The 25,968-nt window shown below is 33.0% G+C and carries 25 protein-coding genes and 1 riboswitch; of the genes, 13 read left to right on the top strand and 12 right to left on the bottom strand.

Translation table 11 applies throughout. The annotated features are described in order from the left end of the window. Window positions 1-7: 7 nt before the first annotated feature. On the bottom strand, window positions 8-1,288 hold the full coding sequence (locus NST64_RS01900; protein WP_049418967.1) for an MFS transporter: 1,281 nt from the start codon (window positions 1,286-1,288) through the stop codon (window positions 8-10). A 342-nt stretch (window positions 1,289-1,630) separates the two neighbouring features. Then, window positions 1,631-1,740: riboswitch (TPP riboswitch) on the top strand. A 68-nt stretch (window positions 1,741-1,808) separates the two neighbouring features. Here NST64_RS01900 and NST64_RS01895 point away from each other — a divergent pair. The 7 genes from NST64_RS01895 to NST64_RS01865 all read left to right on the top strand — a co-directional run bounded on the left by NST64_RS01895 (window position 1,809) and on the right by NST64_RS01865 (window position 8,297). Then, window positions 1,809-2,399 carry a thiamine phosphate synthase gene (locus tag NST64_RS01895; protein WP_107632264.1) on the top strand — a complete coding sequence of 197 codons (591 nt, stop codon included), beginning with the start codon at window positions 1,809-1,811 and terminating at the stop codon, window positions 2,397-2,399. Continuing rightward, window positions 2,392-3,507, top strand: coding sequence for a glycine oxidase ThiO (gene thiO, locus NST64_RS01890; RefSeq protein WP_049432656.1), 1,116 nt, complete (start codon window positions 2,392-2,394; stop codon window positions 3,505-3,507). The genes NST64_RS01895 and thiO overlap by 8 nt, the downstream gene beginning before the upstream one ends. Next, window positions 3,491-3,691 (top strand): sulfur carrier protein ThiS, encoded by a 201-nt coding sequence (gene thiS, locus NST64_RS01885; protein ID WP_049432659.1) that lies wholly within the window; start codon window positions 3,491-3,493, stop codon window positions 3,689-3,691. Before thiO ends, thiS begins: the two co-directional genes overlap by 17 nt. Window position 3,692: 1 nt before the next feature. Continuing rightward, window positions 3,693-4,460 carry a thiazole synthase gene (locus tag NST64_RS01880; protein WP_002454859.1) on the top strand — a complete coding sequence of 256 codons (768 nt, stop codon included), beginning with the start codon at window positions 3,693-3,695 and terminating at the stop codon, window positions 4,458-4,460. Next, window positions 4,460-5,458 carry a ThiF family adenylyltransferase gene (locus tag NST64_RS01875; RefSeq protein ID WP_049432663.1) on the top strand — a complete coding sequence of 333 codons (999 nt, stop codon included), beginning with the start codon at window positions 4,460-4,462 and terminating at the stop codon, window positions 5,456-5,458. The genes NST64_RS01880 and NST64_RS01875 overlap by 1 nt, the downstream gene beginning before the upstream one ends. 117 nt (window positions 5,459-5,575) lie before the next feature. Beyond that, window positions 5,576-6,187, top strand: a complete 612-nt coding sequence (locus NST64_RS01870) for a DedA family protein (protein WP_107632265.1) — start codon at window positions 5,576-5,578, stop codon at window positions 6,185-6,187. A gap of 145 nt (window positions 6,188-6,332) precedes the next feature. Further along, on the top strand, window positions 6,333-8,297 hold the full coding sequence (locus NST64_RS01865) for a fructose-1,6-bisphosphatase (RefSeq protein ID WP_107632266.1): 1,965 nt from the start codon (window positions 6,333-6,335) through the stop codon (window positions 8,295-8,297). 53 nt (window positions 8,298-8,350) lie between these two features. On the opposite strand, the gene NST64_RS01860 is transcribed toward NST64_RS01865, so the two are convergent. Further along, window positions 8,351-10,135 (bottom strand): cation:proton antiporter, encoded by a 1,785-nt coding sequence (locus NST64_RS01860; RefSeq protein ID WP_107632267.1) that lies wholly within the window; start codon window positions 10,133-10,135, stop codon window positions 8,351-8,353. 282 nt (window positions 10,136-10,417) lie between these two features. Between NST64_RS01860 and NST64_RS01855 the strand changes: the two genes are divergently transcribed. Beyond that, on the top strand, window positions 10,418-11,503 hold the full coding sequence (locus tag NST64_RS01855) for a YkvI family membrane protein (RefSeq protein WP_103288371.1): 1,086 nt from the start codon (window positions 10,418-10,420) through the stop codon (window positions 11,501-11,503). A gap of 75 nt (window positions 11,504-11,578) precedes the next feature. Beyond that, the gene (aldA, locus tag NST64_RS01850) at window positions 11,579-13,003 is read left to right on the top strand and encodes an aldehyde dehydrogenase (protein ID WP_103288372.1); all 1,425 of its coding nucleotides are present in this window, start codon (window positions 11,579-11,581) and stop codon (window positions 13,001-13,003) included. A 60-nt stretch (window positions 13,004-13,063) separates the two neighbouring features. Here the strand turns inward: aldA and NST64_RS01845 are convergent, their stop codons facing one another. Then, window positions 13,064-14,020 (bottom strand): metal ABC transporter solute-binding protein, Zn/Mn family, encoded by a 957-nt coding sequence (locus NST64_RS01845; protein ID WP_049334739.1) that lies wholly within the window; start codon window positions 14,018-14,020, stop codon window positions 13,064-13,066. Between the two features lie 181 nt (window positions 14,021-14,201). On the opposite strand from NST64_RS01845, the gene NST64_RS01840 reads away from it, so the two are divergent. Both NST64_RS01840 and NST64_RS01835 read left to right on the top strand, forming a co-directional pair. Further along, complete coding sequence (locus NST64_RS01840; RefSeq protein ID WP_002448625.1) at window positions 14,202-14,483, top strand: GNAT family N-acetyltransferase; 282 nt, start codon at window positions 14,202-14,204, stop codon at window positions 14,481-14,483. 129 nt (window positions 14,484-14,612) lie between these two features. Continuing rightward, on the top strand, window positions 14,613-15,419 hold the full coding sequence (locus NST64_RS01835; protein ID WP_002454852.1) for a VOC family protein: 807 nt from the start codon (window positions 14,613-14,615) through the stop codon (window positions 15,417-15,419). A 33-nt stretch (window positions 15,420-15,452) separates the two neighbouring features. Here NST64_RS01835 and NST64_RS01830 read toward each other — a convergent pair whose 3' ends face one another. The 3 genes from NST64_RS01830 to NST64_RS01820 form a co-directional block, all read right to left on the bottom strand. Then, the gene (locus NST64_RS01830; protein WP_340731025.1) at window positions 15,453-16,361 is read right to left on the bottom strand and encodes a phosphate/phosphite/phosphonate ABC transporter substrate-binding protein; all 909 of its coding nucleotides are present in this window, start codon (window positions 16,359-16,361) and stop codon (window positions 15,453-15,455) included. A 331-nt stretch (window positions 16,362-16,692) separates the two neighbouring features. Continuing rightward, the gene (locus NST64_RS01825) at window positions 16,693-18,186 is read right to left on the bottom strand and encodes an aldehyde dehydrogenase family protein (RefSeq protein WP_107632269.1); all 1,494 of its coding nucleotides are present in this window, start codon (window positions 18,184-18,186) and stop codon (window positions 16,693-16,695) included. Between the two features lie 127 nt (window positions 18,187-18,313). Next, window positions 18,314-18,982, bottom strand: a complete 669-nt coding sequence (locus NST64_RS01820) for an NAD(P)H-dependent oxidoreductase (RefSeq protein ID WP_080978694.1) — start codon at window positions 18,980-18,982, stop codon at window positions 18,314-18,316. A 317-nt stretch (window positions 18,983-19,299) separates the two neighbouring features. On the opposite strand from NST64_RS01820, the gene NST64_RS01815 reads away from it, so the two are divergent. Then, complete coding sequence (locus NST64_RS01815; RefSeq protein WP_002454848.1) at window positions 19,300-20,292, top strand: D-lactate dehydrogenase; 993 nt, start codon at window positions 19,300-19,302, stop codon at window positions 20,290-20,292. A gap of 88 nt (window positions 20,293-20,380) precedes the next feature. Here the strand turns inward: NST64_RS01815 and NST64_RS01810 are convergent, their stop codons facing one another. Then, window positions 20,381-21,190 (bottom strand): Cof-type HAD-IIB family hydrolase, encoded by an 810-nt coding sequence (locus tag NST64_RS01810; RefSeq protein ID WP_064207185.1) that lies wholly within the window; start codon window positions 21,188-21,190, stop codon window positions 20,381-20,383. Window positions 21,191-21,367: 177 nt separating this feature from the next. Then, window positions 21,368-21,973, bottom strand: coding sequence for a class A sortase SrtA (gene srtA, locus NST64_RS01805; protein ID WP_002449272.1), 606 nt, complete (start codon window positions 21,971-21,973; stop codon window positions 21,368-21,370). Window positions 21,974-22,121: 148 nt separating this feature from the next. On the opposite strand from srtA, the gene NST64_RS01800 reads away from it, so the two are divergent. Then, window positions 22,122-22,619 (top strand): GNAT family N-acetyltransferase, encoded by a 498-nt coding sequence (locus NST64_RS01800; RefSeq protein ID WP_077700062.1) that lies wholly within the window; start codon window positions 22,122-22,124, stop codon window positions 22,617-22,619. Between the two features lie 53 nt (window positions 22,620-22,672). Here the strand turns inward: NST64_RS01800 and NST64_RS01795 are convergent, their stop codons facing one another. The 4 genes from NST64_RS01795 to NST64_RS01780 all read right to left on the bottom strand — a co-directional run bounded on the left by NST64_RS01795 (window position 22,673) and on the right by NST64_RS01780 (window position 25,663). Beyond that, window positions 22,673-22,876, bottom strand: coding sequence for a hypothetical protein (locus tag NST64_RS01795; protein ID WP_077700026.1), 204 nt, complete (start codon window positions 22,874-22,876; stop codon window positions 22,673-22,675). Between the two features lie 138 nt (window positions 22,877-23,014). Further along, a complete protein-coding gene (gene sdaAA, locus NST64_RS01790; protein ID WP_002449485.1) occupies window positions 23,015-23,917 on the bottom strand; it encodes an L-serine ammonia-lyase, iron-sulfur-dependent, subunit alpha in 903 nt (300 codons plus the stop codon). 13 nt (window positions 23,918-23,930) lie between these two features. Then, window positions 23,931-24,617: a serine dehydratase beta chain gene (locus NST64_RS01785; protein ID WP_002449314.1), complete on the bottom strand. Its 687-nt coding sequence runs from the start codon at window positions 24,615-24,617 to the stop codon at window positions 23,931-23,933. A 2-nt stretch (window positions 24,618-24,619) separates the two neighbouring features. Further along, on the bottom strand, window positions 24,620-25,663 hold the full coding sequence (locus NST64_RS01780) for a PTS sugar transporter subunit IIC (RefSeq protein WP_002449239.1): 1,044 nt from the start codon (window positions 25,661-25,663) through the stop codon (window positions 24,620-24,622). Window positions 25,664-25,968: the final 305 nt, after the last annotated feature.

Raw genomic sequence — 25,968 nt, 5'->3', positions numbered from 1 at the left:
ATAAATCTTATTTAATATGTCTACTTTCATCTTTAATTAATGGTTTGTCTGGTGTAACGAAGAACCATAATACAGCTGCAATCACCGCTGGAATAATTAATAATTGGAATGTCATTGTCCAGCCAAGTGATGATACTAATGCACCTGCTAAAAATGGACTGATTAACGCACCAATATTTCCCCATAAATTCATCCAACCCGATACTGTACCAGCAAAGTTACGTCCAATGTCATTTGCTGCTGCCCAACTCATTCCCATTGAAATACCCATACCACCTAAGCCAAGTGATAACCAAAAGATGGTCACATATAAGTTTTGTGTATGAACTGCAAAGAAGATGGAGATAGCAAATACGATAAAGCCAACAATTGCAATTAACCCTCTCGCTACAAAACGACTTTGACCGCTATGCAAAATTTTATCTGAAATCGCACCCGCAGATAAAATTAAAATAAACATAATAAACCATGGTAAAGCACTAATTGTCATATCTTTAAATTGTACATGATATTGCTCAGTTAAATAAGTAGGTAACCAAATTAAGAATAGAGCAATAACAAATTGAACTACGAAATATTGCCCTGCAATGGCATAGAAACTCATGCGTTTAAAAAATTGATTCCAAGGTGCTACGGATTTAGTTGTTTCTACTAAATCACGATGTTGCATGATATACTGTTTTTCTGCATCATTGACCATGCGATGTTGCTCAGGTAAATCTTTTGCAATAATTGCCCAAAGTGCTGCAATCACAATACCAACTGCCCCAAAAATGTAGAATACGGCTTGCCAGTTAAATGCATTAACAATTGCGATAGTAATTACTGGTGCTAATACTGGACCGAAATATGATCCTGCTAACAACGCACTCGATGCTCTCCCTTTTTCATCTTTAGCAAACCAAGTTGAATTGAATACTGCATTAGATGGATACATTGGCGCTTCTCCGATACCAAATAAGAAACGTACTAAATATAATAAACCATGATGTTTAATCATTCCCGTTAAAATTGTAAATGCACTCCACCATAATAATGCGATTGAAATCATCTTACGTGGACCAAACTTCTCTGCTAACATACCTGAAGGCACTTGCATCAATGCATAACCTAGTGAGAAGAATGAAGCTAATAAACCAAATTGTTGCTTTGTCATGTGAAGATCTTCCATCATTTGAGGTGCAATAAATGAGATATTAGATCTATCCATATATGCAATGACCCCAATAATAAAGAATGCGATAGCGAAATACCAACGAACATTACTTTTCTTTTGTCTTTGTACCATAATTTTTTCCTGCTTCCCTTTAAAGTTGTGTTGATTCTACTTACACGTTGATAATGAAAACTCCCAATCATGTTGTTCCCTTTTTTTAACCGCCTTTCAAGCCCCATATCATAAGCTTTTTGCTATATTTTTTATAATATTAACAGGTTTTGCAAGCGTTTACAATTACTTTTTGAATATTTTTTATTTTATTTATACATAGCTATGTAAAATGTGTTTTACTGATTAAAAAGTATATTGCTACAAATCTAATTTGTTTTTGTATTTGAACTCTATTAAAAAAGGTTGTAGAATAAAATTGAAGCAAAAACGCTGATGTTTATTTTAAACACAACTGAATAAACAATCCACTGGAAGTGCCTTTGTTTAAGGCTGAGAGTAAAGAACGAACTTTATAATTCCTGGAACCTGATCCAGTTTGTACTGGCGTAGGAAAGTGGCGACTAGGATATCGTAAAGTTAAACAAAACGCTATTTCCCTACTGCAGGGAAATAGCGTTTTTTTGTTTAATAAGGAGTGATGTTCATTTTTATAGCGATAGCGAAATATAAAGATTTAACCAATGATGATGTACAACATTTTCTTGATATCTCGGATGGAATAGATGGTTTATTGTTTCGTACTCCCATGTCATCAAGTGATTTGTCTTCATTTTTAACATCACTTATAGAAAAAGGATTCCCTAAATCAAAAATCATTATTCATAGTGATGTACATTTACTTGAACAACTTCACCTCTCTCATATTCATTTTCGAGAAATGGATGAAGATGCATTTAGCTATAAATCAACGCATCCAGAGATTGAAGTGAGTATGTCTACACATTCAATTGAATCTGTTAAAGCAGCTTATGAACACGATCTTGATTATGTCTTTTTTGGTCACATTTTTAAGACACCTTCAAAACCTAATCAATTGCCTCGATCAAAAGCAGAGATTCAGCGTGTGTTAGAGATTCCTATTCCCATTTATGCCATTGGAGGTATCACTGAAAAAACGATTCTTCAATTACCTCATGGTTTTAAAGGAATTTGTGCGATTTCTTTTTTTATGAACGCATCTTTACAACAAATTGAACTATTGCGAAAGGAGTGGTTGAAAGATGCATGATGTTTTAATCATAGGTTCGGGCGTGATTGGCATGTCTATTGCACGCCAATTAAGTCAATCTCACCTTGACATTGCACTTATCGATCGTGACGTACCAGGTAAACACGCGTCATATAAAGCAGGTGGAATGTTAGGTGCTCAAAATGAATTTACTGAAGATACTGATTTATTTAGACTTGCTCTTGAATCACGAAGTCTCTTTCCACAATTATGTCAAGATTTAGAAGCTGAGACAGGTATTGACATTCAGTTTCAAAATTCAGGCTTAATTAAAGTGGCTAATCGTCCTGAAGATGTTGAAAGTTTAGAAAAACAGTATCAATTTTTAAGTGGTTTAGATTCTAGTGTCATTGTTCTTTCAGATGAGGAACTGACTCATTTAACGAATGGCACAGTAACATCAAGTGAAATGGCTATTTACATTCCACAAGATGGACAGATTAATGCCAATCACTACACTAAAGCTTTATTTACATCTTTAAAGCAACGTCAAATTAAGCGATATGTCAATACAGAGGTACAATCTGTTCAGCGCCAAAATGGGTACTACGATGTTGAAACGTCACAAGGCACATTACAAGCTAAGAAAGTCATTGTGGCAGCAGGCGCATGGACATCTAAATTATTAACTCAATACTCACTACCTAGAGATGTAGTCGGTGTAAAAGGTGAAGTCTTACTGATTGAAAATGACCACTTGGATTTAAAAGAAACCGTATTTATGACCAATGGCTGTTATATCGTGCCAAAATATCCAAATCGTTTCTTAATTGGTGCCACAAGCGAGTTTGATAATTATTCAGTTGGTAATACAGACGATGGCATCTCTTGGTTACACCACTTTGCAAATGAACGTATACCAGAACTCGCACACGGCAAAGTCATTAAACAGTGGTCTGGTGTCCGTCCATATACTGAAGGAGAAATACCGATAATGGACCGTATTGATGAAGATTTATATGTGATTTCTGGTCACTATCGTAACGGTATTTTACTTTCACCTATTATTGGGCGTGATATCGCTAATTGGATACTCACCGGTGTTAAACCGCGTCGATATGAATCATTTAGTGCTTCAAGGAGGTTAAATTATGAAGTGTATCATTAATGGAGACACATTCAATTTTGATTCAGAACAATCTATTACTTCTGTACTTGAATCTCTTGAATTAGATCCTAAACGTGTCATTGTCGAATATAATAAAACTTTAATTAAACAAGAAGACTACGATCAACATACAGTACGTGAAGATGATCGATTAGAATTATTAGAATTTGTTGGAGGCGGATAAAATGTTTAAAATTGGACCATTAGAAATTAAATCTCGTTTATTATTAGGTACAGGAAAATTTGAAGATGAAGCGACGCAAACAAAAGCGATTGAAGCAGCAGAAGCGAATGTACTAACTTTTGCCGTAAGACGTATGAATTTATATGATAAAAACTTGCCTAATCCATTAGCAAATATTAATCTTAAAGACTTTATTACTTTTCCAAATACAGCTGGCGCCAAAACGGCTGAAGAAGCGATTCGTATCGCTGAAATTGCAAAACATGCTGGAGTATGTGACATGATTAAAGTCGAAGTGATTGGTGATGATGAAACATTGCTCCCTGATCCATTTGAAACATATGAAGCATGTAAAGTGTTATTAGAAAAAGGTTATATCGTATGTCCTTACATTTCTAATGATGTCGTATTAGCGAAACGTTTAGAAGAATTAGGTGTTCATGCTGTCATGCCACTTGCTTCTCCAATTGGTACTGGACGTGGTATTAATAACCAACTTAATTTAAGTTACATTATTAAACATTCAAATGTTCCCGTTATTGTGGATGCTGGTATTGGTTCACCAAAAGATGCGTGTCATGCGATGGAATTAGGCGCTGATGCTATTCTTTTAAACACTGCAGTTTCAGGTGCAAAAGACCCTGTTAAAATGGCTGAAGCAATGAAATTGGGTATTCATGCAGGTCGTCTCTCATATGAAGCAGGACGTATTCCAGTAAAATATACAGCCCAAGCATCAAGCCCTACTGAAGGTTTAGGATTCTTATAATGCAACGCTATAACCGTCAAATGCGTTATCATGCATTTGGAGAGGATGGCCAAATTGCCCTCTCCAATGCAACCATTTTAATACTTGGTGCAGGCGCGTTAGGAAGTCACGTTGCAGAGCTTTTAGCACGTATGGGTGCGCATCATTTAGCCATTGTCGATATGGATATCGTTGAATTATCTAATTTACATCGCCAAGCACTCTATACTGAAGATGATGCTCACAACATGGTCCCTAAAGTTCACGCAGTTAAACAAAAGATTGAACACATTAATTCAAATGTAAACGTTCAAACTTATTACCAAGAAATTGACTCTACAACTATTGAAGATATTTTCAAAGCCGTCAATCCTGATATTGTCATTGATGGTATGGATCATTTCAAAATTCGTTATCTTATTAACGAAGCCTGTCAAAAACACCATATTCCGTGGGTGTATGGTGCTGCTGTAGGTAGTAAAGGTACCGTTTACGGCATTGATTTCAAAGGACCTTGTTTGAAATGTTTATTAAAACAAATTCCAACCAGTGCAGAGAGTTGTGCTATTAATGGCGTATTACCGCCTGTGATTACACAGGTAGCAAGCTATGAGGTCACAGAAGCGATTCGTTATTTATCTGGTCATGGATTTTCTCATAAGTTAATTACTCTTGATGCATTTCATATTGATTATAAAGCATTGAATATCGATATTTTAAAAGATGATGAATGTGACGTATGTGGTAAAGGTCATTACGAATTATTAGAAACGAAACAACAACAGAATATTGAAAGCTTATGCGGAAAAGCCTACCTATTTAGATATCAACCTACTGCTTTTGACTATGCTGAACATTTCCCAGGTGATATTGTGAAGTCAACCTCATTTGCAAAGCTAATTAAAGATGGCAATTATGAAATTACCTTATTCAAAGATGGTAGAATGAATGTCTATGGCGTTGAAGATGATAATGAAGCAGAACAATTGTATCATCAATATTTAAAATCCTTAAAATGAGTTGTACAATCCTTATTATGTTATCACAAGCAATTCATAGTAAATTCCTATATAATGAATTTACTATGAATTTTTTATTCGAGTAATGTTTAATAACGGAGGATTTTTAACTTTATAATGGAACAAATTATTACAAATTTTATAGGTCAATGGGGTTATGCAGCCATTTTCATTCTTGTTTTATTAGAAAATGTCTTACCTGTTGTGCCTTCTGAAATTATATTAACATTTGCAGGTTTAATGTCAGTTAAATCAGGTCTTTCAATTTTAGTCTTATTTATTATTTCAACAATTGCTTCATTTATCGGTTTACTTATTTTGTATTATTTATGTCGTTTAATTAAAGAGGAAAGTATTTATCGATTTGTTGATAAGTATGGTAAATGGTTCAAACTTAAAGGAAATGATGTGAAACGTGCGAACGACTGGTTTAAACGTTATGGCGCGTGGGCAGTTCTATTATGTCGTTTCATTCCTGTTTTACGTGTATTAATCACTATTCCAGCAGGTATCAATAAAATGAATGTTGCAACATTTACGATGTTATCTTTATTAGGCACAACGATTTGGAACTTTGCCTTAATTTTACTTGGTCGTCTTCTTAGCGATAGTTTCGATGTATTAATGTCTGGCATCCATACATATTCTTATTTTATGTATGTGATTCTTATCATTATTATTCTTTATGTACTCTATCGTCTATTCTTCAAAAAAAATAACGCTAAATAAGTACATTAATTTTACTTTCAAATTAAATTTACAACAATTCAAGCATCACTATTGAAAAAGTGATGCTTTTTAACGATAATTTATGTAAGCGGTTTTATTACTCTGCTTATTATCTAATAAATTTCCTATACAGGAGTGAAATCAAATGTCTCAATCTACGGAAAGTGAATTAAAGAAAAAGTATTTGGATTTACTATCTCAGCAATTTGATAGTCCTGAAAAACTTGCAACAGAAATTATTAATCTAGAATCCGTTTTAGAATTACCAAAAGGTACTGAACACTTCGTCAGCGATCTTCATGGTGAATATAAATCGTTCCAACACGTATTAAGAAATGGCTCTGGTAATGTCCGTGCTAAAATTAACGATATCTTTTCAGGTAACATCTCTCAAAAAAAAATAGATGATTTAGCTGCGCTAGTGTATTACCCAGAAGAAAAGTTAAAGCTCATTAAGAATGACTTTAATTCAAAACGTGAGTTAAATGAATGGTATATCCTGACAATCGAGCGTTTGATTGATTTAATCACGTATTGTTCTTCAAAATATACGCGTTCAAAACTACGTAAAGCCTTACCTTCAGAGTATACATATATTATTGAAGAGTTGCTTTATAAAAATAACGAATTTAATAATAAAAAATCGTATTATGAAACGCTCTTAAATCAAGTTATCGAGCTTGATCAATCAGATGATTTAATTATTGGATTATCTTATACCATCCAACGTCTTGTCGTCGATCATCTTCATGTTGTGGGTGATATCTACGATCGTGGTCCAGAACCTGACAAAATTATGGATACATTAATTGACTACCATTCTGTTGATATTCAATGGGGTAATCATGATGTACTTTGGATTGGAGCTTATGCAGGTTCTAAAGTGTGTTTAGCCAATTTACTACGTATATGTGCACGCTACGATAACTTAGATATTATTGAAGATGCATATGGTATTAATTTAAGACCACTCCTCACTTTAGCTGAAAAACATTACGATGGCGATAACCCAGCGTTCAAACCGAAAAAACGTCCGGATAAAAAAGTGGGCTTATCTAAACACGAAGAAGCACAAATTACTAAGATTCACCAAGCCATTACAATGATTCAATTTAAGCTTGAAATGCCAATTATTAAACGTCGCCCAAGTTTTGAAATGGAAGACCGTTTAGTTTTAGAAAAAATAAATTATGATACAAACGAAATTACAATTTATGGTAAAACGTATCCTTTAAAAGATACTTGCTTTAGTACGGTGGACCCTAAAGATCCTGCAAAATTATTACCAGAAGAAGAAGATGTTGTTAATAAATTATTACTGTCTTTCCAACAATCTGAAAAATTAAAACGTCATATGGCCTTTCTAATGCAAAAAGGTAAATTATATCTCCCTTATAATGGAAATCTTCTTATTCATGGTTGCATTCCTGTAGATGATAAAGGCGAAATGGAATCTTTTGAAATTGAAGGTGTAAAACATAAAGGCCGTGATTTATTAGATGTCTTTGAACGTCACGTGCGCTTAGCGTTTAGCGACAAAGAGAAAACAGATGATTTATCTACGGATCTTGTATGGTATTTATGGACAGGAAAATACAGTTCTTTATTTGGTAAACGTGCCATGACTACATTTGAGCGCTACTTCATTGAAGATAAAGCGTCTCATAAAGAACCGAAAAACCCTTATTATTACTTACGTGAAGATGTTGATATGATTCGCAAAATGCTAAAAGATTTCGGACTTAATCCTGATGAAGGTCGTATTATCAATGGACATACACCAGTAAAAGAAATCGATGGCGAGGATCCTATTAAAGCTAATGGGAAGATGTTAGTCATTGATGGTGGATTCTCAAAAGCTTATCAATCTACGACAGGTATCGCAGGTTACACGTTACTTTACAATTCATTTGGTATGCAGCTTGTAGCACACCAATTCTTTGATTCTAAAGAGAATGTCTTATCTGATGGTGCTGATGAACTATCAGTACGACGTGTCGTTGATGAAGAATTACAACGTAAAAAAATTAGAGATACAAATGTCGGTAAAGACATTATGGAACAAATTCGCATGTTAAAATTATTAATGCACGACAGATATTTAAAATAAACCTATAATAATGCCCGGCGACACTTCAAATGAACTGTCGCCGGGCGTTTTTATTATTTATATACGTTTCTTAAAATACCATATGTTCCATTGTCATATTCATCCATTGATTTTGTACTCCTATGGAATGTCGCTTCTTTATCGTCACTAATGTGATAAATAATCATATCTTTATCTGTAATATCATGATATGAAGAGGCTGGAACTTCGATAATATTTTGATTCGTAATCACATTGTCAAACCATCTTGGACTATGCTTTTCATCGAATAAAATATGATTACGAAGCGGTCCATTTAAATTATTACGTGCTTGATCATCTGTAAAGGATACTGGCATCATATTTACATTATTTAATCCAAATTCTGGAACTAACTCATTAAATGCAAGACTATTAAAAATAAATGATTTGGTCATTAATAAGCATTTGTTATAGCGAATTAAGTCTGCATACATACGATCACTACTTGATAATAAATTTCCTTTAAAAATTTCAAAACCGAGTTCTTCAGCTTTATCAGAAGTGTTACTAAACAAGTTAAACACCATCACTGGAATACCATGCGATTGTAACTGTCTACCTAAGTGATAAGAAAATTCGCTCTCACCTACTAAAATGACACCTGGAGGTTCAGTGCTTGCTAAACCAAGCATTTTACTTATTGGTGTAAAGCTAAAACCATATATTACTACAGTAATAAATACTAAACCAAATGTTACCGGTGTAATATAAGATGCCATTTTTATATTATCATTTAAAAATAATCCACCGAAAAATTGTGCTACAGTTAATACAACAATCCCTCTTGGTGCCATCATGGCTACAAGCGCACGCTCTTTTTTAGTGATTTCAGTACCAATTGTAGATAATAAAACAGCAATTGGACGTACTAACACAATCATAACAAGTGAGAAAATCACAAGTTTCCATGATAATACATCCATCAATACAGACGGTGTTAATGATGATGTTATTAAAATAAACACCGTTGAAACTAAAATGGAAGACATATTTTCAATAAAATGATCTGACTCTTTATAAATTAAATCATGTCGTTTATAACGTGCCATCATTAATCCAAAAATGGTTACTGCCAGTAAACCAGATTCATCGAGAATTTGGTCACAGATGCTAAACACGAGCAATATAAACACCAACTGAATGGAAGGCATTAAATTTTGTGGTATGACATCGCGTTGGATGAGCCAATTGAAGAAGAATGAAGCACCAAAGCCAATTAATGCTACAACCAACATTTTAAAAATAAATATAAAGAGTAATTGGAAACCAAAACCTTGTCCAACGATTTGATACACATAAAATGCAGCTAATGCTAGTATTGGACCAAGTGGATCAAGTATAATACTTTCCCAACGTAAGACAGTATCTACACTGTTTCTAACTTTGGCTTGTTTTAACAGTGGCTGAATCACCGTTGGTCCAGTAATAAGAAGTAATCCACCCATAACAATAGCGATAGAAATAGGAAAACCTAAAATTTTATGTAAGGCAATAGCTCCAAGCGCCCATGCAATTGTGGCGCCTATCGTAATAATACGTATAACCGCCTTAGAAATGCCTTTTAATTCTCTAAAATCTAGATTACTACTTCCTTCAAATAATATGATTGCTACCGCAAGAGATACAATTGGACTAAATACCTCTGAACCTAGCGTATGCTCAGGATTTGCTAGTCCTAATATAGGTCCGACTAATAAACCAACAATCGACATGACTACAATTGAAGGCCATTTAATTCGATTTGCTAACCATTGACTGAAGATACCTAATGCAAGAAATAACACAATAACTAGCATTACAGGTAAATCAAATAACATATCTACACCTTCCTTATTTAAATTGAATATATTGCAATATCCTATCAAACTTTACTGAATAATGTATAGTATATTAATTACATTTTTTAAACAACATTTATATAAGAACTATAAACTATTATATACCCCATATAACTTAAAATTTATACAAATTCTTTCTAATGTATTTTTGAGAAATACAATGTTCATTACAAGTAAACTTTAATATTTATTTTTAACAAAATGTCCTTTAAAATAGATTAATATATTCTCATGTGTTTGATTTAGAAAGGATTTTTGAAAATGAAAGTTTTAAAAGAATCGATGATCGTAGCATTTGCCTTTGTAGGTGTTGTCGTTGGTGCTGGTTTTGCTACAGGTCAAGAAATATTCCAATTTTTCACAAGTAACGGTCAATTCAGTGTATTAGGGATTATTATTACAGGATTAATCATCACACTAGGCGGTATGTTCGTCTTAAATACTGGTTACAATATAAAATCACATAATCATTCAGAATCCATTCATTACTATTTGCACCCTATGATTGCTCGATTATTTGATATTATCCTAACATTATTTTTGTTTTCACTCGCTATTATTATGAGCGCGGGCGGGGCATCTACAATTCAAGAAAGTTTTCATTTACCTTATTGGCTTAGTTCACTTATTCTCGTCGGTCTGATTTTGGTTACATTATTTTTAAAATTTGATCGTTTAATTGCAGTACTCGGTATCGTTACACCTTTCTTAGTTATCGTCGTCACAATTATTGCGATATATTATCTTGCAACTGGCCATCTTGACTTTGAAAGTGCAAATCAATATGCACAGCATAAATCATCTATTTCACTTGGATGGTGGTTTGATGGCATCAATTATGCCAGTTTACAAATTGCTGCTGCCTTCAGTTTTCTAAGTGTAATGGGGGGACGTTTACATGACCAACGTGCTTCTATTTGGGGCGGATTAATCGGTGGCGTCATTATTACATTTTTACTTTTAATGATTAATTTAGGCTTAATGACAAAATTTAATGATATTAAATCCGTAGCGCTTCCAACCTTATTATTGGCACGACATATCTCACCTATTTTGGGAACTATCATGTCTATTATTATGATTCTAGTTATCTATAATACTATTGTAGGCTTAATGTACGCATTCGCCTCTCGTTTCACAACACCGTTTTCAAAACAATATTTTGTACTTATTATCGTCATGACAAGCGTGACGTTCATTTGTACATTTATCGGCTTTATTTCACTCATTGGCAAAGTATTTCCAATTATGGGGTTATTTGGCTTTATTCTACTCATTCCTATTTTATATAAAGGGGTTAGACATTTTAAATATTCAAAAAAAGAAGGTTCAAAGGGAGAACATTAATCTCCTTTTGAATCTTCTTTTTTTATAGATTAAATTTAATACTTTACGGGAATAATAGGTATGGAGGTGTCGTTAATGACGAATCAACTATTTATTAATAATGAATTTGTAGAAAGTAAGTCAAACGAAACAATGGACGTGATTAATCCTGCTACGGGAGAAACAATCGATACGATTACATTCGCTACTGAAGAAGAGGTAAACGACGCAATTGAAAAATCTAAACACGCTCAACTTGAATGGGAAAAAGTACCAGCTCCTACACGTGCTGAGCATGTAAAATTATTAATTCCTTTACTTGAACAACATAAAGATGACATTGCTCATTTATACGTTAAAGAACAAGGTAAAACAATAGTACAAGCTAAAGGTGAAATTGATAAATCAATAGAATTCATTGATTATATGGCAAGTTTAAGTATGAGTAACAAAGGTGAAGTATTACAAAATAGTATAGTAAACGAAACCATTCAACTGACAAAAAAACCTATCGGTGTGACGGCTGGTATTGTGCCTTGGAATGCTCCAATTTTAGTGCTTATGCGTAAAGTGATTCCAGCTATTGTAACGGGTTGTTCTGTCGTTATCAAACCAAGTGAAGAAACAACATTATTAACATTAAAAATTGCTGAACTTTTCCGTGATTCAACTATTCCAGCTGGTCTTATTCAAATCGTTCCAGGTACTGGTGAAACAGTTGGAACACAATTGGCAACTCATAAAGATATTCAGCTTGTTTCATTAACGGGTAGTATGGGCGCAGGTAAAGCTGTATTTAAAAATGCGGCTGACAGCATTAAAAAACTTAACTTAGAACTAGGTGGAAATGCTCCTGTTCTTGTCACACAACACGCTGACTTAGATAAAGCTGTTGATTATATTGTTACTGCACGTATTAATAACGCTGGCCAAGTATGTACATGTCCAGAACGTATCTTTGTTCATGAAGATGTACATGATGACTTTATTAATAAAGTGAAAGATAAAATGGATGCGCTTCAAGTTGGAGATCCATACGATGAAAACACTGACTATGGTGCAATCATTAATCAAAAACAATTAGATAGTATTGATGATAAAGTTCAAGAAGCAGTAAAACATGGCGCAGATTTAGTATTAGGTGGCTATAAATTAGATCGTAAAGGATTCTTCTACGCTCCTACAATTTTAGATCATGTAAAAACGACTGATAGTGCTTTTAAAGAAGAAATTTTCGGTCCTGTTCTTGCTATAACTACGTATACAAACTTTGATGACGTTATTGATATGGCAAATGATACGAATGCAGGTCTATCATCTTATATTTTCTCTGAAAACTTAAAAGAAATTATGACAGCTACTGAACGTTTAAAATTTGGAGAAGTGTATGCGAACTGTGAGGCAGAAGAAGCAGTCAATGGTTATCACGCAGGTTGGAGAGAATCTGGCCTTGGTGGTGCAGACGGTATTCATGGTTTTGAAGAATATTACAATACAACTGTAAGTTATATTAGATGGTAAATTAAAAATAAAAAAAGAGAGCAAGAAAGAATGTAACGCCATTCTTTCTTGCTCTCCTTTTTATTTGTTTAATGCTTTATCGAGGGCTTGAATATTTTTTTTCATAATGGATTGAAAAGTGAGTGTTTGATCTTCTGATTGAGATTGAGACAATACTGCTAAATTATTAAAATTTACAGGTTGAGTTTGGGTCTCTTTACGAATCACATCGGTTATTTTTGAAGAAATATTTTGTTCATATAAAATATACGGTTCATGTGTGTCTTTTATTTGATTAATGAGCGCTAAGATGTCTTTCTGACTTGGCTCTTTATTATTCATACCACTAACCCCTTCTTGTTCGAAGTGGTAACGTCGCGCTAAATATCCTAATGAATCATGAGAAATAATTACTTTATCTCGTTTAGGACGCGTCGTTATGTTAGATAATGTGTGGTCAATTTGTTTTAAATCTTCAACTAATTGTTTATAGTTATGCTCATAATATATACGATGCGCAGGATCTTTATGAACTAAATCATCTTTAATTTTCTTTGCGAATTGTTGGTCTAGTATTGGATCAAGCCAAACATGAGGATCATATGATGTTGCTTCATGATGATGTCCATGTTCATCGTGATCATCATCTTCATTCACAAGGATTTGTTTATTTAAACTATTTGCAACCGCTAATTTCATATCATTATTATTCATTGATTTTGTAATTTTAGCTGCTACTGGATCAAGATGATCACTTGAATAAACAAATAAATCACTTTTTGCAATATTAATCATATCGCGTTGACTAGGTTCATATGTATGCATATCAGCACCCGGTGGATAAATCGTATCTACATCCACATATTTACCACCAATTTGTTTTGTAAAGCTTTCAAACGCAAAAACCGTGGTATAAATTTTTAATTTATTCTCAGTTGTTACTTTTTTCTGTTTGTGAGTGATATCGCGGTTTGTACTACAAGCAGATAATATGAGACACAAACACATTAAACCGATAATTGCGATCATCTTCTTCACACAAACCCCTCCAAAACGTAATAATTTCGTTCTCAACTATATCTGTTCTTTTATAAAAAAGCAATAACTTTGTATTTAAATTTTTTATAATTTTTATATTCTAAATTTTATTTATGTAATGTTTTAATTTAGTGGAAATGTGATAAATAATACTAAGACATTATATAAGGAGTGAAGTAATATGGCTGAAGAAATTAAACAAGGTAACAATAAATTTTATGTAGGTGAAGACGAAAATAATCCTAAAGCAGAAATCACTTACAAACAAGTAGATAACAATGAAATTGAAATCGATCACACTGGTGTATCTGATGAATTAGGTGGTCAAGGTTTAGGAACTAAATTAGTTGATGCAGTTGTAGAACATGCTCGTCAAAATAATTTAAAAATTATCGCTTCTTGTCCATTTGCAAAAGATGTATTAGAAAAAAATGATAGTTACCAAGATGTTTATTTAGGATAAGAGTAAAATAAAATCCTCTAGAGAATGATTCTCTAGAGGATTTTTTTAATCAAGTGATTTATCTTGTTTCCTATTAATTATTCTAGTATATTTAATATACTTAGTATAAAAAAAGAGAGGCAATGATACATGACTGCATTTCATTCAAAAGAAGCAATGCAAGTGACGAACGTCACTTTAAATGTTAAAGATTTAAACAAAATGAATCACTTTTATTCTGAAGTACTCGGCTTTTCTATTAAAAAGAAAACTGACACACAAACCATTTTTAATGTTGGAGAACATGGTCACACGTTAACGCTTCATCTTTTAAATCATGGACGTCATCCTGAATTTAGAGAAGCTGGCCTTTTTCATATCGCTTATTTATTACCTTCACGACAAGACTTAGCTAACTTCCTATATCATATGAGTCGTTTAAATCAGCCTGTTGGTGGCGGTGACCATTTAGTAAGTGAAGCGCTATATTTCAATGATCCAGAAGGTAATGGTATTGAAGTCTATCAAGATCGCCCTTCTAGTGGTTGGGAATGGGAGAATGGCTTTATTAAAATGGATACCCTTGAAGTTGATGCACAAGATTTAATTTCACATCGTACTGAAAAGGGTTGGCAAGGTTTTCCATCAGATGGAAAACTAGGACATCTCCATTTAAAAACACATAATTTGATGGAGGCTCGTCAATTCTATATTGATCAACTTGGTTTTGAACATATTTCAAACCTCCCTCAAAGTTTATTTATTTCTACACAACACTATCATCATCACATTGCTGTGAATACATGGCAATCTAATCAAGTGAATCCAGACAATAAGAACACTTATGGATTAACACATATTGATATCTATCAACCTCACGCTAAAGAAACGAATTTAACATCACCTGAAGGGTTTAGTGTGACTGTTCATGGAGATGTAAGTGTGGTTCCTGATTAAAAAAAAGGTTGGATGACAATCATCCAACCTTTTTTAATCTACAATATCTCGATATTTTCTTACAGTATCAAAATCACTATCTTTTGCTTTTTCATAACCTTGATGACCATAAATATCACTAATAATATATTTACCTTTTTTTGTATGACTGATATCAATAAATGCTCGACTAATTTTCTTTTTCAATTTGTTACTCATATCATTACGTACTGAAATGGTATCATTCGGAATTTTCTTTGTGCGATAAATCACTTTAGTTTCTTGATAAATATTGGGATACTCTTTTTTTAAATCTGCCCGAGCATCTTGATATGTAGCAACAGCTTCTACATCATGATTTAATAATGCAATTAACCCCTGATCATGACCTTTCACTTGTTGAATTTGAATATCAGACTTTTTTATTCCTTTTTCCATTAACGATGCTAAAGGATAAATATATCCTGACGTTGATTCCACATCTTGTAACGCTACCCTCTTATCTTTCAAATCTTTTAAATGATTCATATTACTATCTTTACGAACCACAATTTGAGATCTATAGTAATCTACAAGGTGATGTGTTTGATTTCCTTTATTATCTACTAGGTAACCTTTTGACTTTAACAATACATCTGCTGCATGAGCATCATGAGCTAATGTGTAAGAAACAGGAGAAATAAATGCAATATCGATTTTTTTCGATTTCAACCCTTCTATCATTGTATTATAATTTGTTGCTATATGTACTTTTACAGGAACTTCCAGCTCATCAGATAATAATTGTTGCAAAGGTTTTACTTTAGCATTAAGAATTTGAGCATTTTGAGATGGAACAAACTCAACAGTTAATGATTTAGGTGTATAGGCTTCTTTAGGATGCTTTACATTATCAATGTTTGAACAACCGCTTACTATAATTGTAATAACTAAATAAATAACTAAAAATTTTAAACGTTTCATCATTTTCTCTTTTCAAAATATATAATGTATTTAAATTTCATCAAACTTAAAATATAAAGACGTATTTATATTATATTAACCATCAATTTTTAAGTTGAAAATACAATTTATATTAAATTTTGATTTCAGTTCGAAGATCTTACTATTTAGATTTTCATCAAAACGTCTGCATATACGTTAAATTGGTATTACCGAGAGACTTATACAACTTCAAAATGAAATCTGTCATACTTTTCTAATTTTTAATCATACTTCATAAAAAAATGCCGACAAAGTATATACCTTTGTCGACATTTTAAAACATGTATTAAGCTATTTAATCATATTTTAATTAGTATAAGCCTTTTGTTTCATTACTTGTATCAATAAAGATGTTTTTAACTTGTTGATAGTTTTTAATTGCATCTTTATAAACTTCACGGCCGATACCAGATTTTTTATAACCACCAAATGGTGCACCAGCTGGGATTTGATTATACGTATTAACCCAAATACGTCCAGTACGAATTGCTTTTGCAATATTTAATGCACGAAGTAAGTTTGTAGTGAAGACACCACCAGCTAAACCATATTCTGAATCATTAGCAATGTTAATTGCTTCTTCTTCATCTTCGAATTTTTCAACAACAATAACAGGTCCAAAAATCTCTTCTTGAGCTAATTTATGACTATTATCTGAAAGTTCAATGATTGTTGGTTCGAAGAAGTAGCCTTTATCTAAACCATTATCAGTAATACGATGTCCACCCGTTAAAATATTTGCTTTGTCATCTTCTTCTGCTAATTTAATATAACTTTCAATTTTTTCAATTTGTTCTGGGCCAGTTTGTGCACCCATTTTTGTATCTTCAGCGAATGGGTCACCCACTTTAATATTTTCGAACGCTTCTTTTAATTTTGGTAATAATTTATCATATAAAGATGATTGTACTAATAAACGTGAACCGGCACTACATACTTCACCTTGGTTGAATAGAATACCTAATTGAACGCCTTCAATGACTTGATCTAAATTTGCATCATCAAAGATAATATTAGCACTTTTACCGCCAAGTTCTAACGTAGTTGGCACAATACGTTCAGCGCCTGCTTTAGCAACACCATAACCTACACTTGTTGAACCAGTGAATGATAATTTATTTACACCTTCATGTTTGAAAATCGCATCACCTGATTCTGAACCTTTACCAGTAATGACGTTGACTACACCTTTAGGTAACACATCTTGAAGAATTTTAGCTAATTCAATTAAGCTTAATGGTGTAGAAGAAGAAGGTTGAATTACCACTGTATTACCCGCTGCTAATGCTGGACCTAATTTCCAAGATGCAAGTAAGATTGGGAAGTTCCATGCTACTACTGCACCTACTACTCCCACAGGTTCATTTACAACTAAACTCATCGTGTTATGATCTATTTGGTTAACCGAACCTTCATCAGTCGTTAATACTCCTGCAAAATATTTAAATTGTTCAGCTACTTGAGGAACATCAATTGTTGATGTTTCACGGTAAGGTTTACCATTTTGAAGTGATTCAACTGTTGCTAAATGTTCCTTATTTTCTTCAATACGACGACTAATTTCTAATAAATAATCTGCACGTTCTGCTTTAGAAATTTTACTCCAACTATCAAATGCCTCATGTGCTGATTGCACTGCTTTATCAACATCTTTTTCATTTGCTTTAGCAACTTTGGCTAACTCTTCACCATTTGCTGGGTTAGTTACCGTAAGTGTTTCTCCACTTTCACTTGGTTGGAATTCACCATTTATAAATAAATCATATTGTTCATCTAAAAAATCTCTAACATTTACTTTTGCCATCCGTTTTCATCCCTCTTTCTTTGTTTATAAATCATAACGTAACTCTATATAAAGTAATGTTAAATTTACTTCATTCATTGATACGTTTTGTATACTTATTATTTACCCTTTTTTTACAAAACTATGCTTAATTTATCCATTTAATTACATCTTCTTGTGGTTGACGTGTTTTAGGTTTTGTAGGATTCTCTTTTCTATAACCAAAAGCTACCATAACTGAAGGTGCAAACTGATTACTATCAATGATCCCTTCATGTTCTAATAACTCAGTTACGCCATCTAAATCGAAACCTTCCATTGGACAGGAATCAATATTCATTAATGCAGCTGCTGTCATCATATTACCTAATGCAATGTAGGTTTGTTTAGACGCCCAATCCAAAATGGTTCTAGCATTATCATTAATATGGAAACGTGTTTGGAATCCCTGTACTTTATCTTCAAACATTGGAATGGTGCTCTCTTCATACTGCTTAATCCCTCTAATAAATGACTGTACATAATCAGACGTCGGTGTTACATTCTTACGGGCTAAAATTAGTACAAAATGACTGGCAGAATTAAGTTGCTTTTGTGCACCAGAACTATAAGGTATTAATTTCTCACGTAGCGTTTCGTTTTGAATCACAAGAAATCTCCAAGGCTCAAGACCTAACGAACTAGGAGATAATCGTCCTGCTTCAAGAATGGTATTGAATTCAGAATCACTTATCTTTTTTGTTGTATCGAATTCCTTAGTAGCAAATCTAAATTTAAACGCATCTATAATGGTATTTTGAATCTGATTGATAGTCATCCACTCCTCTATTTAAAAACTTACTCAAATTATAAAATACAAATTATTTTAGCCAAAATAATTAGCTCAAAAGGATTCACCTATTCCCAAGTTGTAATATTTCATTTTAAATGATATTTTATGTATATAATTTCATATTATACAAAATAAAAGTCCCTTTTTAATTGATTTGTGAACTAATTCACAATATAATAGGGTTGTAAGTTGTGTTAGAGATAACATTCAATGATGTTGTACCCAATCTCTTACTTCAACTTTAGTCTTACGTATTTATTAAATTTTAACTTATTTATACAAAATGAAATGGGGTTATTTTAATGACAAAAATTATGTTTTTCGGAACTCGTGATTACGAAAAAAAAGACGCGTTAAATTGGGGTAAAGAACACAATGTAGAAGTTGTTACTTCTGAAGATATTTTAAGCGAAGACACAGTAGATCAATTAGAAGGTTTCGATGGCGTAACTACAATGCAATTCGGTAAATTAGCAGATTCTGTTTATCCTAAACTTGAAAAATACGGTATTAAACAAATCGCTCAACGTACTGCTGGTTTTGATATGTATGATTTAGATCTTGCAAAAAAACACAATATTGTAATTTCTAACGTACCAAGTTATTCACCTGAAACAATTGCTGAATACTCAGTATCAATCGCTTTACAATTAGTACGTAAATTCCCTGCAATTGAAAAACGCGTTCAAGAACATAATTTCAAATGGGCTGCACCTATCATGTCTACACCTGTTAAAAACATGACTGTTGCAATTATCGGTACAGGCCGTATTGGTGCTGCAACTGGTAAAATTTATGCTGGTTTTGGTGCAAAAGTAGTAGGCTATGATGCATATCCAAACAACTCATTAGATTTCTTAGAATATAAAGATTCAGTTGAAGAAGCAATTGCCGATGCTGATATCATTTCTTTACATGTACCTGCTAACAAAGAAAGCTTCCACTTATTCGATGCTGACATGTTTAGCAAAGTGAAAAAAGGCGCTGTATTAGTCAACGCTGCTCGTGGTGCTGTTATTGATACACCAGCTTTAATTGATGCTGTAAATGATGGTACTTTATATGGTGCTGCCATTGACACATATGAAAATGAAGCTGATTACTTCACATATGACTGGACAGGTAAAGAAATTGAAGATAAAACTTTACTTGAATTAATTGAAAATGAAAACATCTTAGTGACACCTCATATTGCTTTCTTCTCAGATGAAGCAGTTAGAAACTTAGTTGAAGGTGGATTAAATGCTGCATTATCTGTCATTAACACAGGTAAATGTGACACTCAATTAAACTAAGATTTGATATATAAAAATGCCTGGGACAACTTATGATGTCCCAGGCATTTTTATGTGTTGGCAGTCGACCACTGAGTGAGTCGACGAATTATTCTGTCTCACTTTTTAATACTTTTTCTTCTATCATTTGAAGTACCCCTTGTTCATCGTTACTTGGCGCTACAAATTTTGCGATATCAAATAATGATTGATCATGGCTATTTGCCATAACATAACTATGCTCTGCAAATTCTAGCATATCTTTATCATTGTTAGCATCACCGAATGCCATTAATTCTGATGGTGACATGTCCCATTTTTTTAACAAACGTTTTAACGCTTGGCCTTTTGTCATATTAGGCATAATAATATCGATACTATCATGGCCACTTGAAACCAGTTTAATTTCTTCTTTAAACTTTGTTTCTAAATCTGTGTCCAAATTGGGATGTGTCTCACGATTAATATTTAATGCAATCTTCACATATTCATCATTAGGTAAAGGTTGAAATGTATCTATTTCTTCTAATTGACGATAATAAAAATGAGCATCCTTTTTAAAGGCTTCTGACGTATCTTTTAAAATATATGCACTTTTAAGTCCACATACAATGAATTCGTCGATGTGTTGATCAAGATGAATATAATTCACTACTTTGTCATATATAGTTTGATCAAAACTACAGTAATTATACAATTGATTGCCATGATAAATCACTGCACCATTCTCAGAAATGAAATACATGTCTCGCTCTCCAAAAATAGACTTTAACTTTGCATATTGATTACCACTGGCTGCAATAAATTCAATATGGTTTCGTTTTAATTCTTGATAAATTGTCTCAAATCGCACTTTGTCATATTCTTTATTTGTATCTAAAAATGTCCCATCCATATCTACTGCAATGGCTCTAATCATGAGTGGTTTCCCCCTTACAATACTTTTCATCGTCCATTATATCCACCTTATGATTGGGATTGAAGTCAGTACTTGAAGAGTGAAACTATATTCACATTTAGAAATTACATACAAAGAATAAAATTTTATGCATAAAAACCGCTCATCAATGAGAAGATGAACGGTCAACTAAAGTATTTATTTAATTTGTTTAGCTACGAAAATTTTTCTTTTTTCCCAAACGCCTGTTTGTTGATTATAATTATCACACGTGATTAATGTCAGTTGATTGGTTTCCCCTTCATGTTCATCTAATACTTGAACATCTTCAGGGTTTACATCTCGAATGCTTGTCATTTTATATTCTCGTGTTTCATCTCCAACTTTAAAATAAACTTTGCTGCCTTTTTTTGCTGCTTTTAAATTTGTAAATTGGTAATGTGGACGATCAGTAAACGTATGTCCTGCAATAGAAATATTTTGATCATCAAGTGATTCATCACCTTCTGCAAAACTTACACCTCTATTAAGTTGTTCAAGTGTCGCAGGACCTGGGTAAACAGGTTCTTTGATTTCCGCATCGGGTACACTGATATACCCTGCCATTTTCGATTTATCTTTTGGAATCGTAGGTCTTTCTTTTGATGTATTGCTTTTATCATTTTTATCGTATTGTTCTACTTTATCGTTATTATCTTTTTGATGTAAGTAATTATCAATATATGGTTTCGCAAATAAATATACTGCTACTAATATCAAAATCACGCCAATCATGGTCATGAGTCGATTTGTCCAATTCTTCACTAAGTAGTACTCCTTTAATTTTAAAATTCTTAATTCATAGTATACCATTTATTTTTCTAAATAAAATGTTAGATTATATGATATATATTTGATTTAATTTCATGCAAGTGCTTAAATTAATAATAAATACTATAAGTAGGTGCTTATCATAATTAGAGAAGCAGAACGTAAAGATTTACCTGATATATTAAATATTTATAATGATGCTATATTGAATACAACGGCTGTATATACTTATCATCCACAAAGTCTTAATGAACGAGAAGTATGGTTCGAAACAAAAGTGCTTGCAAACGAACCTATATTTGTATTTGAAATAGATAATAAAGTAGCTGGGTTTGCCACGTATGGTCAATTTAGACATTGGCCAGCCTATTTATATTCTATTGAGCATTCTATATATGTAAATAAAGACTATCGTAGAAGAGGCGTGGCATCACATTTACTCGAACATTTAATTGATGATGCTAAACACCGCCAGTATCGTACTATAGTTGCAGGTATAGATACATTAAATGAAGCAAGTATTAAACTTCATGAAACATTCAATTTTAAACATGCTGGTACGATTGAAAACGTAGGCTATAAATTTGAACGTTGGCTTGATTTAGCTTTCTATCAATACGATTTAAAAGCGGATACATAATTCATAAAAAAATCGAGACTCTGTTATTCAAATAACTGTCTCGACTTTTTTGTTTATTTTTCATCTCTAAGCTTATCTATTTTGTTATGTTTTCTATTTTCAAGCATAAAACACATATAGTAAAAAAGAAATACAAACATTATACTCATAGACATTGATTGAAGTAAAAGATGCTCCCAAGTTCCTTCGATCGTCCATACACGTGTTAACGTTGTATTAATGATGAAGGCTAAAAATAAGATATATAATCTAAGCATATCATCATCCCCTTTTAAGTTATTCTATATTTAAAAGTGAAATATTGCAATTATTTTTTGAAATTTTCTGATAATTTAAGGTATAAAAAACCATTCTTGAATATGCTATCATTCAAGAATGGTTTAGGATTTTAAATATTATGAAAAACTATTGACTGGATCTTCTGCATTACCAAAGATTTTTTGTTTAATGGCTTCTCCTGTTGGTGTACCTGCTAAACCACCTAGTCCAGTTTCTCTAAGTTGTGCTGGTAAGTTTCGCCCTACTTTGTCCATCGCTTCGATGACTTCATCGACTGGAATTCTACTTTTCACACCAGCTAATGCTAAATCAGCTGAAATTAATGCATTTCCTGAACCAATGGCGTTACGCATGACGCATGGGATTTCAACAAGTCCAGCCACTGGGTCACACACAAGGCCTAATAAGTTACTAATAGCTAATGCCATCGCATGACCCGAAGCTTCTGGTTCACCACCAAAGACCGATACTGCAGCAGCTGCTGCCATAGCTGAAGCTGAACCTACTTCTGCTTGACAACCTCCCGTTGCTCCAGCAACACTCGCATTATTTGCAACTACACGTCCAAATAATGATGCAACAAATAGGAAATCAACCATTTGATCTTCTGTTAAACCATGTGTTTTTTCTAATTTAAATAATACGCCCGGAATCGTACCGGAGGACCCAGCTGTCGGTGTCGCGCAAATAATACCCATTGCCGCATTCACTTCATTTGTTGCTACAGCGCCTTTGACTGCTTCCATCATTTCATGGCCTGATAAAGCATGATGATTTTCGTTGTAATCACGGATTTTAGCTGCATCATGTCCCGTATAACCTGTGACACTTTCTACCCCATCTCCTGTGGTCCCTTTAACTACAGCATCACGCATGACTTGTAAATTTTCTTTCATTAAATCTCTAACTTCATCACGTGATTGACCTGATAATTCCATTTCTTCTTGAATCATAATATCCGCGAATGACATATTGTTTTCAACAGCATAATCTATAGTTTCTCTAATTGAATCGAACATTTTTAATCCTCCTTTATTTTATATAGGATATGTTTAAGTGATTATATTTTTCTTTAATTTGATTTAATGTTGATTCTTTGATTGCTTTTGTTAACGGTAAAACAACTAAACTATTATCATCATCTGTATCAACCAATTCTTCATCTATACTTACGCCAAGTTCGTTTACATCATTTAAGAAATGATTCACTTCCGACTTATTTTTAGATCCATCCATGACTAAAATAGGTAAGCCATGATTAAAGTTAACATCTATACCTTCAACACTAATTCTTCTCAATTTAATGGTACCGCCACCTATAGAATTACCAATTACTTCAATATGACGTCCATTCGCTTCAGCAATTAAATAAGCACAGTTTGGATGTTCTCCAATACTTTCTCCATCTTCTTCAATAATATCAACATGAATACCTAAATCGTTAGCAATAGTTAATGAATCTTTAATTCGACTATCGAACGTACTATAACCCATTGCACCACCTACAATTGCTAAATCTGTACCATGCCCTTGGTGTGTTTTTGCGAATGATTCATAATAATGAATTGCTAATGTTTCTGGTTTAATGCCTCCTAGTACATTAAAAGTAGCATTCCCTATTTTTACTGCTCCAGCTGTATGAGAACTTGAAGGTCCCATCATGACTGGCCCAATAATATCAAACGCACTTTGATAGTCATAACTTTTTTTAGTAGCCATTCTTAAACACTCTCCTTAGGTTGTTTTTGTTTAGATGGTAATTTAATAGATAAATCCATAAGATTGAATTTTTTAATCAATGTACTGATAACGAACGCCAAAATGATACTTGAAATTGCTACAGCAATGATTGTAATTACTGCTTTCATTGGTGTATTAAAGCCAAACAATACAATTGCACCAGCAATTGGTGTAGCCATACCTTTTACATTTATTACTAGTCCACTAAATGTTACAATACATGCATTTACTACACCAATCAAGGCATTTGTTCCATATAATTGTAATGGATATTTAGCAATTAAATCAATTTGAGTGAGCGGTTCAACAAAAACTGCAAATGCTTTAGATGGACCACCAATGTTTAATCTACTAAACATCACGTAGTTAACAAATGAAGCGCCTGTACAAGTTAATGCACCGATTGCCATTGGTACACCTGTTAAACCTAATAAGCTTGTCAGTACCATTGAACTTAATGGTGTCATACCTGTAACTGGAATTACTAATCCAAGTATCACTGCTAAAGCGTATGGATTACTATCTCCTACAGCAGTAATTGCGCCACCAATTTGTTGCAATACAGCCATTACGCCTGGGCTAATTACCGTTGCTAAGCCAAATGCAACAGCTGGAGCAATTAAAATAACTGTAATTAAGTCTAACCCTTCTGGTACTTTCTTCTCAATAAATTTAATACCAAATGAAATAACATACGCTGCAATAAATGCTGGTAGTAATTTAAAATCATGTAATACTAAACCAACGATAACTGCAAATACTGGGGAAATACCTAAATTAACACATGTCAAAATCCCTACTGCAACGCCAGCTAAACTTCCTGCTAAATCTCCAATCACTTGGAAGAAGTGAATATGGAAAACGCCACCTATCGCATAACTTAAGAATGCTTGTGGTAAGAAAGTCGCACAGGCTGCTCCCGACAGTGCTTGTAATCCTTGTTTCCCATATGGTGCAAAGTTTAAGAAAAGTGTCATTACAATTAATACTAATACAAGAGTCCCAACGCCTAAAATAATATTCATTTCCCAATAACCTCTTTCTCTCTAATTTCCTAGCCAATGTCATAGTACACCTGGCAGAAAACGTTTTCAACACCTAATATAGTAAATCCAAAATTTATTTGTGAAATAATTCACATTTTAAGTATTTTAACGAATTTAATTTTCTTGTAAAAAAATTAGACGCAAAATATTAATTTTATTCATAAAAAAACAGTAGAAATGAGAAATATACTCACTTCTACTGAAAAAGATGTTTATAAATACACTCAGTTATAATTCATCTTTTAGTAATATGAATGTTCACCACTTGATTGAATTTTATCAAT

It is taken from the genome of Staphylococcus sp. FSL W8-1268 (genome assembly GCF_038003965.1).
GTDB classification, from domain to species: Bacteria; Bacillota; Bacilli; order Staphylococcales; family Staphylococcaceae; genus Staphylococcus; species Staphylococcus hominis.
Note: the sequence above shows the minus strand (reverse complement) of the source record. Positions and strands in the feature narration are given on the sequence as shown.